Source organism: Pigmentiphaga humi (assembly GCF_900606115.1).
Classification (GTDB): domain Bacteria; phylum Pseudomonadota; class Gammaproteobacteria; order Burkholderiales; family Burkholderiaceae_B; genus Pigmentiphaga; species Pigmentiphaga humi.
Map to the genome: position 1 here is coordinate 44,241 of NZ_UWPJ01000040.1, position 14,055 is coordinate 58,295.

At 68.0% G+C, this 14,055-nt stretch carries 13 protein-coding genes; all 13 read right to left on the minus strand.

Features of this window, described 5'->3' with window-relative positions; all coding sequences use genetic code 11:
* Positions 1 to 63 precede the first annotated feature (63 nt).
* The 13 genes from PIGHUM_RS23215 to PIGHUM_RS23275 all read right to left on the minus strand — a co-directional run bounded on the left by PIGHUM_RS23215 (position 64) and on the right by PIGHUM_RS23275 (position 13,353).
* A complete protein-coding gene (locus PIGHUM_RS23215; protein WP_124082073.1) occupies positions 64 to 1,026 on the minus strand; it encodes a Bug family tripartite tricarboxylate transporter substrate binding protein in 963 nt (320 codons plus the stop codon).
* Between the two features lie 95 nt (positions 1,027 to 1,121).
* The gene (locus tag PIGHUM_RS23220) at positions 1,122 to 2,321 is read right to left on the minus strand and encodes a CaiB/BaiF CoA transferase family protein (protein WP_124082075.1); all 1,200 of its coding nucleotides are present in this window, start codon (positions 2,319 to 2,321) and stop codon (positions 1,122 to 1,124) included.
* On the minus strand, positions 2,318 to 3,049 hold the full coding sequence (locus PIGHUM_RS23225) for an enoyl-CoA hydratase/isomerase family protein (RefSeq protein WP_124082077.1): 732 nt from the start codon (positions 3,047 to 3,049) through the stop codon (positions 2,318 to 2,320). Before PIGHUM_RS23225 ends, PIGHUM_RS23220 begins: the two co-directional genes overlap by 4 nt.
* Before the next feature lie 151 nt (positions 3,050 to 3,200).
* Entirely contained in the window at positions 3,201 to 3,701 is a 501-nt protein-coding gene (locus PIGHUM_RS23230; RefSeq protein WP_124082079.1) for a MarR family winged helix-turn-helix transcriptional regulator, read from the minus strand.
* 79 nt (positions 3,702 to 3,780) lie between these two features.
* The gene (locus PIGHUM_RS23235) at positions 3,781 to 4,251 is read right to left on the minus strand and encodes a PaaI family thioesterase (protein ID WP_124082081.1); all 471 of its coding nucleotides are present in this window, start codon (positions 4,249 to 4,251) and stop codon (positions 3,781 to 3,783) included.
* On the minus strand, positions 4,244 to 5,227 hold the full coding sequence (locus tag PIGHUM_RS23240; protein WP_124082083.1) for a hydroxymethylglutaryl-CoA lyase: 984 nt from the start codon (positions 5,225 to 5,227) through the stop codon (positions 4,244 to 4,246). Before PIGHUM_RS23240 ends, PIGHUM_RS23235 begins: the two co-directional genes overlap by 8 nt.
* Positions 5,224 to 6,873: an AMP-binding protein gene (locus PIGHUM_RS23245; protein WP_124082085.1), complete on the minus strand. Its 1,650-nt coding sequence runs from the start codon at positions 6,871 to 6,873 to the stop codon at positions 5,224 to 5,226. Before PIGHUM_RS23245 ends, PIGHUM_RS23240 begins: the two co-directional genes overlap by 4 nt.
* Complete coding sequence (locus PIGHUM_RS23250; RefSeq protein WP_124082087.1) at positions 6,866 to 7,633, minus strand: enoyl-CoA hydratase/isomerase family protein; 768 nt, start codon at positions 7,631 to 7,633, stop codon at positions 6,866 to 6,868. The genes PIGHUM_RS23245 and PIGHUM_RS23250 overlap by 8 nt, the downstream gene beginning before the upstream one ends.
* A gap of 100 nt (positions 7,634 to 7,733) precedes the next feature.
* Positions 7,734 to 8,408 (minus strand): ABC transporter ATP-binding protein, encoded by a 675-nt coding sequence (locus tag PIGHUM_RS23255; protein WP_124082089.1) that lies wholly within the window; start codon positions 8,406 to 8,408, stop codon positions 7,734 to 7,736.
* Positions 8,405 to 9,160: an ABC transporter ATP-binding protein gene (locus PIGHUM_RS23260; RefSeq protein WP_124082091.1), complete on the minus strand. Its 756-nt coding sequence runs from the start codon at positions 9,158 to 9,160 to the stop codon at positions 8,405 to 8,407. The genes PIGHUM_RS23255 and PIGHUM_RS23260 overlap by 4 nt, the downstream gene beginning before the upstream one ends.
* Positions 9,157 to 11,067, minus strand: a complete 1,911-nt coding sequence (locus PIGHUM_RS23265; RefSeq protein ID WP_124082093.1) for an ABC transporter permease — start codon at positions 11,065 to 11,067, stop codon at positions 9,157 to 9,159. The genes PIGHUM_RS23260 and PIGHUM_RS23265 overlap by 4 nt, the downstream gene beginning before the upstream one ends.
* A gap of 3 nt (positions 11,068 to 11,070) precedes the next feature.
* Complete coding sequence (locus PIGHUM_RS23270) at positions 11,071 to 12,282, minus strand: ABC transporter substrate-binding protein (protein ID WP_124082095.1); 1,212 nt, start codon at positions 12,280 to 12,282, stop codon at positions 11,071 to 11,073.
* 105 nt (positions 12,283 to 12,387) lie between these two features.
* Complete coding sequence (locus tag PIGHUM_RS23275; protein WP_124082097.1) at positions 12,388 to 13,353, minus strand: hypothetical protein; 966 nt, start codon at positions 13,351 to 13,353, stop codon at positions 12,388 to 12,390.
* Positions 13,354 to 14,055: the final 702 nt, after the last annotated feature.

The following is a 14,055-nucleotide window of genomic DNA, read 5'->3' on the forward strand; positions in this document are numbered from 1 at the left end:
GCCAGTCCGCCAGTTTCGCCCCCTTGAGGGGGCCCGCGTACGTGGGTAGGGGGTGGGCTCTTCTTAGTCCAACTTGAGATTGGCCGCCTTGATGAGGTCGACCGTGCGCTTGGCGTCGTCCATCACGAAGCGGGTGGTTTCCTCGGGCGTCAGGGTCGCCAGTTCGGTGCCCTGGGCCTCCATCAGCTTGCGGTATTCCGGCTTGCGCGCCACCGCGTTGATCGCCTCGTTGAGCTTGTTGACCACCGCGGCCGGCGTGCCCTTGGGCGCGGCCACCGTATACCACGACGCCGATTCGGCGCCGCCCAGCCCGGCCTCGGCGAAGGTCGGCACGTCGGGCAGCAGCGGCGAGCGCGACGTGGAGGCATAGGCCAGCGCGCGCAGCTTGCCGGCCTTCACGAAGGGCAGTTCGCCCGACAGGTTCATCACGCCGACCTGCAGGCGGCCCGCGACCAGGTCGGTGATCGCCGGCGCCGCGCCGCCATAGGGGATGTGCGCCATATCGATCTTGGCCTGCTGCTTGATCAGTTCGCCGCCCAGGTGGGGCGAGGTGCCCGTGCCGGACGAGCCGTAGTTCAGCTTGCCGGGCGCGCTGCGGGCCAGTTCGATCAGCTCCTTGGCGCTATTGGCCTTGACGGAGGGATTCACCACCAGCAGGTTGGGCTGGTTGGCAGCCAGGGCGATGAAGGCGAAATCCTTGATGCCGTCGTACGGCGTGGCCTGGATCAGCGGCGTCACGATGTGCGCGGCGGCAGTGCCGAACAGCAGCGTGTAGCCGTCCGCCTCGGCGCGCGCCACCAGGGCCGCGCCGATGGTCGCTCCGCCGCCGGCCTTGTTCTCGATGACCACTTGCTGCCCCAGTTCGGTGCCCAGCTCCTTGGCCAGGCTGCGCGCGACCAGGTCGGCCGGGCCGCCCGCGGCGTAGGGGTTGATCAGCACGATGGGCTTGCTGGGATAGGACTGGGCCTGTACCGCGCCGGCCATGGCCAGCGCGGCCAGCAGCATGGAATGCTTGAGGTATTTCATGTCTCGCTCCTGGTGGATCGTTTTGTGGATGGCCGGCGTTTCCGGCTGATGCGCCATCCACGGGAGGCGGCCGCTCCCGCGGAGGCGCCGTTGAGTTAAATGACCTGCTTGTCTCTCAAGGCGGCGATCTGTTCCCGCGTCATGCCCAGCCGGCCTGCCAGCACCTGGTCGGTATGCTCGCCGAGCAAGGGCGGGCGGGCCAGGCTGGGATCGTCGTAGCCGGAGAACTTGAACGGCACCGGCACGGCCTTGAACGCGCCGACCTGCGGATGGTCGAATTCGCGCACCATGCCGCGCGCCAGCACATGCTCGTTGGTCAGCACCTCGTCGACGTTCAGGATGGGGCCGGCGGGCACCTTGGCCGCATCGCACAGGCGGCAGAACTCGTCGCGGTCCAGTTGGCCGATCGCCGCGGACAGCGCCGCCATGACCTCTTCGCGGCGGCGCACGCGCTCGATGTTCCTGGACAGCGCCGGATCCTCGGCCCAGTCGTGCAGGCCCAGCAGGTCGCACAGCGGCTTCCAGTGCTGGTCGCTGCCGGTGACCTGCACCCATTTGCCGTCGCGGCAGCGGAACGCCGCCGACGGCACCCGTCCCGGATGCTCGGTCCCCAGGCGCGGCGGCACCTCGCCCAGCGCGAAGAAGCGCGCCGCGGCCAGCGACAGCAGGCCGACCTGCCCGTCGAACATGGAGAAATCGACGTGACAGCCCTTGCCAGTGGCATGGCGGCCCATCAGGCTGGACAGGATGGCGATGGCCACCCACAGGCCCGAGGTCAGGTCGGCCACCGGCAGCCCCGGCTTGACCGGGCCGCCGCCGCGCTCCCCGGTCAGGCTCATGATGCCGCCCATGGCCTGGAACACCGTGTCGTAGCCTTTGCGCGGCGCATAGGGGCCCGTCATGCCGAATCCCGTGCACGAGACATAGACCAGCCCCGGGTTGTGCTCCGACAGCCGCGCATAGTCCAGGCCGTAGCGCTTGAGCGTGCCGACCGGGAAGTTCTCCAGCACCACGTCGGCCTGCGCGCTCAGCTTGCGGACCAGTTCCTGCCCTTCCGGGCTGCGCAGGTTGACGGTAATGGACTGCTTGCTGCGGTTGAAGGCCATGTAATAGGCCGACTCCGTGCCGCCCTCGCCTTCCACCTGGGGTTCGAAGCTGCGCGTCTCGTCGCCCGCGCCCGGCTGTTCGACCTTGATCACCGTGGCGCCCAGTTCGGCCAGGATCATGCTGGCGAACGGGCACGCCAGCACCCGCGACAGGTCCAGGATGGTGATGTTCTCCAGCGGCCGCGTCATTTGGCCGCCTTGCGGAAGCCCCGCATGATCACGTTGGCGTCGCGCCCCGCGGCCAGGCCTTCCTCCAGCGTCAGGTCGGCGACGCGGTGAAACAGCTTCTTGGTCGTGCCCATCGCGATCGGGCTCCAGCTCGCCAGCTTGGCGGCGACCTCCATGGCGGCGTCGAGCACCTGCTCGGCGGGCTCCACCCGGTTGGCCAGCCCCAGCGCCAGGGCGCGCGCGCCATCGATGGGCTCGCCCATGGACAGCAGTTCGAACGCGTGCTTGCGCCCCAATTGCCGGGCCAGGTTGGACATCACCACCGCGGCGACGATGCCGTGCTTGAGTTCGGGATAGCCGAAACGGACGTTGTCGGCCATGACGGCGAGGTCGCAGGCGATGGCCAGCCCCGCTCCGCCGCCCAGCGCGTTGCCGCGCACCGCCGCCACCACCGGCTTGGCCATGCGCGAGAAGGTCAGGTGCAGGCGCGTGGTCAGGTCGGCGCGCGCGTTGACGGCCAGGGGATCCTCGGGCACCAGCGCGCTGAACTCCGAGGTATCCGCCCCAGCGCAGAAGGATTTGCCGGCGCCGGTCAGCACCACGGCGTGCACGCCGGGATCGGCATCGGCCTGCAGCAAGGCGTCCAGCAGCGACTGCGTCAGGGCCGTGTTGAGCGCATTGTGCTTTTCCGGCCGGTTCATGGTCAGCACCCGGACGGCGCCGTGATTTTCTATCAGGAGTTCGCTCATGCTCTGGTCTTGCCTCGTCTGCAATATAGTTGATTTTATATACTATCTAATTGACAATTTCAACTATAAGCGCGGACGGCTTCGGGCGGACCAGACAAGACAGGCGAGGCCGGGGGCCCGTCAACGCGAAAGGCGGCCTCGCACCGCTTCCCTAGCGACCCCGGGCGGACTTCTTCTCTTTGGGCGTGCGGGGCTTGAGTTCGTCGAGCAGCGCGATCGTATGGTCGGTGAGCTTGTCGAGGGCGCGCTCGAGCACGTCGCGCTCCTCCTCGGTCAGGATGGAGAGCATGCGGTCGTTGCGCTCGACGGCCTTGGGAAAGACCTTGCGGTAAAGGGCGCGCCCCTGCGGCGTCAGATCCAGCCGCACACCCCGGCCGTCGGACTCGTCCGCACCGCGCTTGACGTAGCCGCGCTCGATCAGCTCGCCCACGCTGCGGCTGGCCTGGCTCTTGTCGATGTTGGCCTCGTGCGCCAGCGCATTGAGCGACAGCGGCGCGAAGGCGCCCAGCAGACCGATGATGCGCCAGTCGCGCGACCCCAGCTCGTACTGGGTTTCGTTCACCCGCGCGGCGATGCGGCTGGAAACGAATGCCAGGCGGTTCAGGCGGTAGGAAAACAACTCCTTCAGATTCTCGGGAGCGGGTCGTGCCATGCTGTGTGCTTCTCGAAAAGTTGACCGCAGCAATGTACCTCAGTCGGCCAGGCGGCGCCGCACCGCCCGGCGCGGGCGCTCAGGCGTGCTTGGGGCGCCTGAGCTTGAAACTGCTCATGGCCGTGGCCACCAGCGTGCCGTCCAGGTCGCGCACCTCGCACTGGCAGAACGAAATCGAGCCGCCCGCATGCTTGACCTCCGCCCGGGCGATCAATTCGCCGCGGCCGGGCGCAACGAAATGGATGTTCAAGTCTACCGTCCCGCTGGTCTCCATGCCGGCTTCGATGGTGCGCGTGGCGATCGCCATGCTCGAATCGACCAGCGTGGCGATCGCGCCGCCATGGACCACGCCGCGGCGATTGGCCAGGCGCTGGCTCGCGCGCATGGCCAGCACGGACTTGCCGTGGTCGGCCTCGAGCACCTCGATGCCCAGCCAGGTCGCGAACGGCGCGATCGCGGATCCGGTCAACGGTCCGACCTGGATCACGCCGGGCTGGATCGCTTCGTCCCCGGACACCGTTGCGTCCGCCGTGGCTTGCCGGTTATCCATGCGCGGCCTCCCGCGCGGCGGCCAGCAGCGGGTTCAGGCCGCTCTGCGCCACGCGGCTGTGCAGGCTGCGACCCAGCGCCTGCTCGCACAGCTCGGCCGTCTCCATCAGGCCGGCCAGGTCGATCCCGGTCGCCACGCCCATGGATTCGAACAGGTTGACCAGGTCCTCGGTCGATACGTTGCCGGTATGGCCGCCGCCGTACTTGACCTTGGCCGGATGGCCGCCGACTCCGCCGAAGGCGCAGTCGAAATAGCGACAGCCGGCCTCCAGCGCCGCGACGTAGTTGACCAGGCCCGTGCCGCGCGTATCGTGGAAATGCGCCACCGCCGTGACCTCGGGCGCCTCGGCATGCACGGCCTCCATCAGCCGGCGAACCGTCTGCGGCGCCGCCATGCCGGTGGTGTCGCCCAGCGCCACGTGCATCACCCCCAGCCTGGCGAAGCGCTTCACGTCTTCGACCACGCTGTCCGCCGACACCCGGCCTTCGAACGGGCAGCCCCAGGCGACCGACACCGTGCCTATCATCCGGAAGCGCCCCTGCGAAGCCGCCACCATGTCGGCCACGTTCTGCCACTGGTCGGCGCGCGTGCGCCGCAGGTTCTTCATCGAGTGCGACTCGCTGGCGGAGACCAGCAGGCTGATTTCGTTGGCGCCGAAGCCGGCCTCCAGGTCGGCCACCGCGCGCTCCACCGCGCGCACGTTGGCGCAGGTCGCCTTGTACCAGACGCCCTCGCGCCGCGGCAGCGTGCGCAGCAGCTCGCTGGCGTCGGCGAACTGCGGCACCACCTTGGGGTTCGAGTAGGACGTGGCCTCCACGCGCTGGAAGCCGATCCGCGCGAAGCGGTCGATCAAGGCCACCTTGGTGGCCGTGGGGATGAAGCCCTCTTCGTGCTGCATACCGTCGCGCGCGAAGCATTCGCACAGAACCACGTCGGCGCCTGCGCGCGCGCCCGCTCCGCCTTGGGCAACACTCATGCCTTTCCTCCGTCCGCGGCCTTCACGCCGCCCAGCCCGAACAGCTCGATGGCGTGCGCCTTGAGCTTGTTCTTCTGCACCTTGGAACTGCCGGTCATGCCGATATTGTCGAACGATTCGACGATGTCGAGATAACGCGGCACCTTGAAGTTGGCGCAGCGCGCCTTGCACCAGTCGATCAGCTCCTGGCGCTCGGCATGCTTGTCCTCCTTGAGCAGCACGAAAGCCGCCGTCACCTCGCCCAGCCGCGCATCGGGCACGCCGACCACCTGCGCCATCTGGACCGCGGGATGCGCGTGCAGGGTCTCTTCCACCTCGGCGGGCGCGACGTTCTCGCCGCCCACGCGGTACATGTCCTTGAGGCGGCCCACCATGCGCAGCCGGCCGTCCGGACGCATTTCGCCCAGGTCGCCGGTACGCAGCCAGCCTTCGGGCGTCAGCGCCTTGGCGGTCGCCTCGGGCATCTTGTAGTAGCCGCGCATCACGTGCCAGCCGCGCACCTGGATCTCGCCCTGGCCGCCCGGCGGCAGCACCTGGCCGGTTTCCTCGTCGACGATGCGCACCTCGGTGCCCGGATGCGGCAGGCCCCAGCCGTGCGCGCGGAACTCGAAGGGATCGTCCCACGACGACATGATGACGTTGGGCGACGCCTCCGATTGCCCGTAGGCGTTGCATACGCCGTCCACGCCCATGACGTCGCGGATCTGCTGCATGACCTCCGGCCCCGCCGCCGCCCAGCCGCCGCGCAGATGCAGCTTGTTCCGGTCGAAGTCGGGATGGCCCATCATCATCAGGAAAATCGTGTCGTTGCCCGAGGTCAGCGTGCAGCGCTCGACGTCCATGATGCGCAGCGTCTCGGCCACGTCGAACTTGGGCAGGGTCAGCAGGCAGCAGCCGAACACCAGGCTCATGAGCACCGACAGCGTCGAGCCCGACACGTGGAAGAACGGTCGGATGCTGAAGTAGCGGTCGTCGTAGCGCGCGCCGATGCGCTGGCCCGCGGCCCAGGCATTGGTCAGCATGTTGGCGTGGGTCAGCATGACGCCCTTGGGGAAGGACGTCGTGCCGGACGTGAACTGCATCAGCAGCACGTCGCCGGGCTCGACCTGGCCGGCCGCGGCCTCCAGTTCGCCGGCCGGCACGCTCTCGCCGCGCGCCAGGAAATCCACATAGCGGCCGGCGCCCGCCGGGCACGGACCGTTGCCCACCATCACGGCCTGGCGCAGCTCCGGCAGCGCCGCGCCGGGCAGGCTGCCCTCGAACGCCGGCTCGACCGCGGTCAGCAATTCGACGAAATCGATGCCGAGGAACTGGTCGGCGAAGAACAGCATCTTCACGTCGGCCTGCTTCAGGCAGAACTGCAGCTCATCGGTCTTGAAGCGGGTGTTGACCGGCACCGTTACGGCGCCGACGGTCGCGCAGGCGAAGAATATCTGCAGCCAGGTCGCGCCGTTGCCCAGCATGATGCCGACGTGGTCGCCCTTGCGGATGCCGCTGGCGTGCAAGGCGGCGGCGACGCGGCGCGTGCCCGCCAGCACTTCGTTCCAATTCAGCCGGTCGGACTGGCAGATGAAGGCATCGCGCTCGCCATACTGGCTGGCCGTGCGTTCCAGGGCGCGGTAAAGCGTGGTCGGACGCTCAAGCATTTTGTTTCGCTCCCGAACCGAAACCGGCAATGGCGCGCTTCCAGTCGCTGTTGCGCAGGTTTTCCTCGATGGCGAGCAGCTCGACCGCCATCGCCCCTTCGCGCGTCGTTTCCACGCCCTGGTCCACGCAGCGCTTGGTCAGGCGCACCGTCAGCGGCGCCGCGGCCGCGATATGGCGGGCCATGGCCACGGCCTCGGCTACCAGTTGGTCGGGCGCGTAGACGTGGTTCACCAGGCCGATCTCCTTGGCCTCCTGGGCATCGAACGTACGGCCGGTGAACAGCAGCTCCTTGGCCATGCGGGTGCCGACCATGCGCGGCAGGCGCTGGGTCGCGCCTATGGTGCCCCAGCTCACTTCGGGATAGCGGAACTTCGCCTCGGTCGAGGCCAGGATGAAATCGCTGGCGCCGGCGATCTCGCAGCCGGAACCGAAGGCGGGACCGTGCACCACCGAAATGACGGCCTGCGGCAGGCGCTCGATCGCGGCATAGGCCATGAACCCCTTGACGCGGCGCGCCGTCAGCTCGGCAGTGGACATGCCCTGCCGCTCTTTCAGGTCGGCGCCGGCGCAGAAGACCGGTCCCTCGCCGCGGATCAGCACCACGTGGACGGACTCGTCGGCCGCCAGCCGCTCGGTCGCCGCGAGCAGTTCGCCGCACATGGCGACGTTGAGCGCATTGCGGCTCTCGGGCCGGTTCAGCGTCAGCGTGGCGACGTGGTCGTCTACCTCGAGCCTGATGGTGGAAAATGCACTGCCCATACGTACCCCTGCATGTTGTGTCGCCATTGATAGTTGTTTTTATACACTATCTTGTTGACGTTAACAACTATATGCGGAAGCACATCCGGCGGCACCGGCCTCATGGCCGGCCCGCGTCCGCCCCGCTGACCGTGGCCAGCATCCCGTCTTCCAGCGCCAGCGCCCGGTCCGCCAGCGGCGCGGCCAGCGCCTCGTTCTGCTCGGACAAGAGCACCGCCAGTCCCTCGCCGCGCAAGGCCCGGATGGCCTGCACCAGGCGTTCGACGACGATGGGCGCCACCCCCTCGGAGGGCTCGTCGAGCATGACCACGCGCGGCTGGGTCATCAGCGCCCGGCCGATGGCCAGCATCTGCTGCTCGCCGCCGCTGAGCGCTCCCCCCAGGCGGCGCGCCAACGGCGCCAGTTCCGGAAACAGGCCGTAGACCCGCGCCGCGCTCCAGGCCGGCGCGCCGTCCCGCGCCGCGGCTTCGGCCACTTCCAGGTTCTGCGCCACGGTCAGTTGCTGGAAGATGCGCCTGTCCTCCGGCACCCAGGCCAGGCCGGCGCGCACGCGCCGGTCGGCGCGCCAGCCATCGATGCGGCGGCCATCCAGCCGGATCTCGCCCGTGGCCTGCACCAGCCCCGCCAGCGCGCGCATCAGCGTGGTCTTGCCCGCGCCGTTGCGCCCGACCAGGGCGACGATCTCGCCCCCCCGCACGTCCAGCGAGACGTCGAACAAAGCCTGCGCGCGTCCGTGGAAAGCGTTCAGGCCGCGCACCCGCAGCAGAGCCGTCATGCCGCCGTCTCCGCCGCCGTTCCCAGGTAGGCCGCGCGCACGGCGGGATCCGCTGCGACCTCCTGCGGCGTGCCCGACGCGATGACGCGGCCGCGCACCAGCACCAGGACGGCGTCCGCGAAACCGAACACCACGTCCATGCTGTGCTCGGTGAACAGCACGGCCAGCCCCGATGCCTCGACCTCCTGCCTGACCAGCGCCATCAGCGCGCGCCGGTCCGCCCGGGTCATGCCGGCGGTGGGTTCGTCCATCAGCAGCACGCGCGGCCGCAGGGCCAGCGCGCTCGCCAGCTCCACCCGCTTGAGTTCGGGGTAGGGAAGCTCCGCGCACAAGCGCTCGGCCTGCCCTGCCAGGCCGAAACGCGCCAGCCAGGCGTCTGCCTGCTCGAGCGCCTCGCGCTGCGCACGGCCGGTCACGCTGCGCCATACAGCCGGGTCGCGCGCGGCCAGCGCCAGCGCCATATGCTGGCGCACCGTCAGCGAAGCGGCCACCTGCGCGATCTGGAACGTGCGTCCCATGCCCAGCCGCGCCCGGGACGCCACGCTGGCATGCGTGATGTCGCGCCCTTCCAGCGCCACTCGGCCTGCATCCGGGCGCAATTGACCGTTGATGCATTGAAAGCACGTGCTCTTGCCCGCGCCGTTGGGGCCGATCAAGGCCAGCATCCGGCCCGCCGCCAGGCCGAAGCTGACATCGCTCACCGCCTTGACCGCGCCGAACGAACGGGACAGGTGTTCCACCTCCAGTCTCATGCCTGCCTCCTTGCCGCGGCCGGCCAGCGCCAGCCGGTCAACCCGCCGGGAGCAAGCAGCACCAGGACCAGCATGGCAAAGCCGATGGCCGCGCGCCAGTATTCGGTCGCGCGCGCCAGGAAATCTTGCCCTACCGTATACGCCAGCGCGCCCAGCCAAGGCCCGGCCAGCGACTGCAGGCCGCCCAGCAGCACCATGACGAGCGCATCGACCGAGCGCGGTATCGCCAGCAGGTCGGGCGACAGCGAACCTTTGGCGAACACCGTCAGCGCCCCCGCGGCGCCGGCCAGCGCGCCCGCCAGCATGAACGCCGTCCAACGGACCGCGAACACCGGCAGCCCCAGGCTCTCGGCCCGCAGCGGCGCATCCCTGACCATGCGCAGCGTCACGCCGAACGGCGCATGCAATACCTGCCGCAGCAGCCAGGCCGCCAGCGCGGCGATACCCAGCACGAACCAGTAATAGCCCTCGCGGCTGCCCAGCCACCCCTGCGGCCAGAACCCGAACAGGCCGTTGCTGCCGCCCGTCACGCCGTCCCACTGGAAAGCGATGGACCAGGTGATCTGCGCGAAGGCCAGGGTCAGCATCGCCGCATAGACGCCCGCCGCGCGCAACACCACGAAGCCATAGAGCGCGGCGCCGGCCACCGCCAGCGCCATGCCCGCGCACATGGCCAGCACGACCTGCAGCATTCCGCCGGCGCCTTCCATTCCAGGCAAGGCGTCCGCCAGCAACGGCGCGGCCAGCGCCGCTCCGTAGGCGCCCAGGCCCAGGAACGCGGCATGGCCGAACGAATGGATGCCGCCCGGCCCCATCAGCGCAAACAGGCTGGCGGCGAACAGGCCGGCAATCAGCACATCGACCGCCAACACGAGTACGTAGGGCGCATCCGCCGCCATCCATGGCAGCGCGGCGAGCACGGCCAGCAGCGCCAGCGCCCCCCACACGGCGCGCGGCGCCGGCGCCGGCAGCGGCGTCCATTCCGCGCGCGCGGCACGGGCCGGCGCGGCCGGGCGGCCGAACAGGCCCCAGGGCCGGAAGGCCAGCACCACGGCCATCAACAGGAATTCGATGACCAGCGTGAGCTTGGGCAAGACCAGCTCGAACCCGCCCACCTGAAGCGTTCCCAGCGCCACGCAGGCGGCCTTGATGACGCCGATCAGCATGGCCGCCACGAAAGCCCCGGCGACGCTGCCCATGCCGCCAACCACCGTCACGACGAAGGCTTCGGCAACGACCTGCAAGTCGTAGGTCAGGGCCGCCGGCTCGCGCGGCATCTGCAAGGCGCCGGCCAGGCCCGCCAGCCCGGCGCCGAGCGCGAATACCTGCGTGAACAGGCGGCGTTCATCCACGCCTATCGCCAGCGCCATCTCGCGGTCTTCGGTCGCGGCGCGCAATTGCAGGCCCCAGCGCGTCGACGCCATGACCCAGCGCACGGCCGCCAATACCGCCACACCGGCCGCCATCAGCGCCAGGTCGTACCAAGGCAGGTTGAGCGCCCCGGGCGCGAACACCCCATCCAGCCCAGGCGCCTTGGGCCCGAGCAAATCGTCGGCTCCCCAGAACCAAAGGGTCGCGTCGCGCACGATCAGCACCAGCGCGAACGTCGCCACCAGTTGGAACAATTCGGGGCGGCCATACAGGCGCCGCAGCAGCAGGCGCTCGACCAGCGCGCCCACGAGCGCCACCGCCACCGTCGCCCCGGCTACGGCGCCCCAGAATCCGGCCCCGCCCAGCCAGGGCATCATCCAGCCCGCCAGGCTCACGCCCAGGTACAGCCCGAGCATCGCAAGCGAGCCGTGGGCAAAATTCACCACCCGGGAAACACCGAAGATCAGCGTCAGGCCGAGCGATAGCAGAAACAGGCTGCTGGCGCTGGCCAGCCCGTTCAGCAGTTGCGCCAGCACCGGTCAACGAGCCGGGCGCAGCTTGACCACCTCGGCATCGGAGGGCTGGTACTTGGCGCCATCGGCATAGTGGAAATCCACCATCACCCCGGTGCGCTGCGCGCCGCTGCCTTGCAGCGCGGTGCGGCCCACATAGGCGCCCAGCGTCGATTGGTTATCCTGCGCGCGGAACACGATCGGGCCCCAGGGCGACGACAGCGGCATGTTATGGAACGCCTCGACGATCTTCTCGGGGTCGGTGCTGCGCGCCCGCTTCAGTGCCTCGGCGGCCGCATGGATGGTCACATAGCCGACCACCGACCCCTGGCGCGGCGGCTCGCCGTATTTCTTCCGATAGGCGTCCAGGAAGCGCTGATGCTCCGGCGTCTTGATCGCATACCAGGGATAGCCGGTCACGACCCACCCCACGGGAGCCTCGTCCTTCAAGGGCTCGAGATACTCCGGCTCGCCCGACAACAGGCTCACCACCTCCCTGCCCTTGAACAGGCCGCGTGTGCTTCCTTCGCGCACGAACTTGGTCAGGTCGGTGGCGAACAGCACGTTGAAAATCGCGTCGGGCTTGCTGGCCTCCAGCGCCTGGACCACCGGACCCGCGTCCAGCTTGCCCAGCGGCGTGGCCTGCTCGCTCACGAACTCCACGTCGGGCTGCGCCGCCTTGAGCAGGGACTTGAAAGTCTGCACCGCCGACTGGCCGTACTCATAGTTGGGATAGACGATGGCCCAGCGCTTCTTGCCCAGCTTGGCCGCCTCCGGCACCAGCATGGACACCTGCATCCAGGTCGAAGGGCGCAGGCGGAAGGTATAGCGGTTGCCGTTGGCCCAGGTGATCTTGTCCGTGAGCGGCTCGCTGGCCAGGAAGGGCATCTTGCGCTGGCGGGCATAGTCGCCCAGCGCCAGCCCCACATTCGACAGGAAGCCCCCCGCCAGCATCGCCACCCGCTCGCGCGACACCAGTTCTTCGGCGGCGCGCACCGCATCCCCCGGCGTGCCGTTGTCGTCGCGGATGACCAGTTCCAGGGGGCGTCCGTGCACTCCGCCCGCGGCGTTGACCTCCTCGAGCGCGAGCATCATGGCCTTGCGGTAGGGTTCCAGGAAAGCCGGCTGGGCCTTGTAGCTATTGATCTCGCCGATACGCAGCGGGTCGGCGGCATGCGCGGACCCGGCAAGCAATATCGACAGGCCCAGAGCGGCGGAAACAAACGATGTGCGCAGCATGGAAAGACTCGAATGACGCCCCACGACGAAGGTGCCTACCGGCCGGGGCGAGCGAACGCCAGCACCGCCTCTGTGCAGAGGCCGGGCTATTGTAAGGGCTTACGTTCAGTTTCCGGAGAGCACGCCCAGCTCGCGCGCATAGCTGCGCAGCGCCTGCCAGGACGGCGCATCGAACAGCACCGCCCTGCCGGCGGCGTCCGGCCCCGCGGCAGGCGCCTCGCCGTGCGCCAGCAACTCCAGCGCGGCCATCTGCCAACGGTTCACTTCATCCAGCGGCAGCAATCCCGGATAGATTTTGTCCAGCTGCACCAAGTCCAGCAGGCCTTCGAGCGCGCCGGCGTTGAATGCGGGCGGCGCATCCTGCCCCCCCTCGAAGCAACGCGACTTGAGCATATTGCGCAACACCGACACGCCTATGCGACGCCATCCGTCGGCTTCGCTCCCTTCGAAGAAAGCCCCGGCGAACAGCAGCGCCATCCCCGCGCGCCCCGCGTACAGGCCCGTAACCGAGCTTCCCATCCGCTTGCGCAGGAAACGCGCCTGTACCACCAGACTGCTGCGCGCCACGTCGTTCAGGCCTTGCGTGGCCAAGCCCCATTTGATCCAGTTCGAAATACGTCTGGACAGGCTCGTCGGCTGCCATCCCACGCCCTTGCCCGGAGGGTTGGCCATGATCCAGTTGGAGATCAGTTTCTCATGCCACTCGAAGCGGGCCTGCCTGTCGTCTGCGAGCAGATCATCGAAAGCATGGAGATTGAGAAGCCAGTCCTCTCCCCAAGGCTTCCACCGCCAGCCGCGGTTGTCCGCCAGCGTGTGCTCCACTCCGAAAAAACGGAACGCCTGCGGCCCATGCATGCTCGCGTCGCGTTGGCAGAAACGCCAACCCGACGCGGGCTGGCGCACGGCGGGAACATCCACCGCATCGAACCAGCCGAGAGCGCCCTCCCCCCAGCCCAGGCTCGGAGCCAAGGATGCCGGATGGGCGTAGCGCAACCGCAGGAAAAGGAGATTGAGGCCATGCGACGACGCTGACCAAAAACCAGATGACTTGAGCGAACCCGACGTGACCATAACAGCACAGCTCACGGGAAATGGTTGACCTCACGCGCCGACAGGCACGTCCATACTTGCTCACTGCACACCCGTATCCACCGGCAACTTAGCCAGGCGGCACAGGGCGAATCCTCTGGCCTGAGCCATACCTTCAACACTATCTCATAACTGTATCGACAGCTCTAGTTGTAAATAAATAAAACATTATTGCCATCTTAGTGCGAATGAGTTTCATCTACCAGTAAGAATCCATGTTTCATCGAGTAATTCACGAGAGTACCTACTCACATGAATCGATAAAAACTTGAAACAAAATATTTTTTCCTGTGATGGACGAGGTGTCGTTACAACTGGCGGCAGTGCTCCAGGCGGAAAACAGCGTGTGGCCATCTCATGGACGTTGGTACCCGTAACCAAGTCATATGACGCCAAAGCAGAACCGGCGGACCGAACCACGTGCAGATGCAGGTTGACGGGCGGCGCATGCCAAATGGAATGAGAGGCGAAGAGATCGCGGGGCAGCGCCCTCGAGCGCGGGAGGCGCGTGAACTGGGGACAGCTTCGACGGCGCGCAGGCCTGTATCGAGCCCGATCCGTTCATCGAGGATCGACTCCCCGATATCAATAGTCGCGTATAAAGCAAAACCCCCGGCCGGGATTACCGGTCGGGGGTTTTAGGAGAGGGTAGCTTGACGATGACCTACTTTCACAGACGTCCGT